Origin of the sequence: Streptomyces caeruleatus, from assembly GCF_001514235.1 — a bacterium.
Lineage (GTDB): Bacteria > Actinomycetota > Actinomycetes > Streptomycetales > Streptomycetaceae > Streptomyces > Streptomyces caeruleatus.
In genome coordinates this window covers 1-871 of sequence record NZ_KQ948979.1, presented here as the reverse complement: position 1 = coordinate 871, position 871 = coordinate 1, and the positions used below count along the sequence as shown (strand labels likewise).

Genomic DNA, 871 nt, shown 5'->3' with positions numbered 1-871 from the left:
TTAGACCGTGTCCTACGTGGTGAGGCGGACGTTGGCTTCGGTATGGGGCGGGGCACGTGGAGTTGGATTGTTCCTGACGGGCTGTGGGAGATTGCGAAGCCGCTGATCCCGCCGTCGAGAGTGCGGCCGCAGGGCGGCGGAACGCCGGATACACCTGACGAGACGTTGTTCGCGGCGATCGTCTACGTCCTGGTCAGCGGCTGCGCCTGGCGCGCTCTGCCGCCTTGTTTCGGCATATCGAAGTCGACCGCCCACCGCCGGTTCCTGATCTGGTCGAGAGCCGGCGTCTGGGGTCGCCTGCACGAAGCGGTCCTGCACCGCCTTGACGATGCCGGCCTCATCGACGTCACCCGCGTAGTACTCGACACCGCCCACGTCAGGGCTAAAAAGGGGGCGAACACACAGGTCCGAGCCCCGTGGACCGGGGCAAGCCGGGTTCCAAGATGCACGTCCTGTCGGACGCGAACGGACTGCCCCTCCTCGTCGGCATCTCGGCCGGCAACGTCCACGACAGCGAAGGGCTGAAGCCCATGATCGAGGGCCACCAATCGAAACACGACCCTCACCGCGGCCGGTACTTCAAGCCCCAGCGCCTACACGCAGACAAAGCCTACGACCGCGCCGACCTGCGCAGATGGCTCCGATGGAAGCGAATCGGAGTACGCATCGCCCGGAAAGGCATCGAATCCAGCGAGCGATTAGGACGTCGGAGGTGGGTGATCGAGCGCACGATGTCGTGGCTCTCCGGCTACCGCAGACTCAGTCCCCGCTACGAGCGCCACCCCCTCAACTACCTGGCATTTCTCGGACTTGCTGCCGCTCTCTGCTGCTACAAGCGACTCGTCCGCCTCACCACGTAGGACACGGTCTT

Annotated in this window: 1 protein-coding gene; it reads left to right on the top strand. The window is 65.0% G+C overall.

Annotated elements, in window-relative coordinates; all coding sequences use genetic code 11:
* The first annotated feature begins 42 nt into the window (after positions 1–42).
* Positions 43–860, top strand: a protein-coding gene (locus tag AQJ67_RS47420) for an IS5 family transposase (RefSeq protein WP_107123150.1) whose coding sequence is annotated in 2 segments (ribosomal slippage) — positions 43–385 and positions 385–860 — 819 coding nt in all. Because the reading frame shifts where the segments join, the coding sequence is not laid out codon by codon here.
* The last annotated feature ends 11 nt before the right edge of the window (positions 861–871 follow it).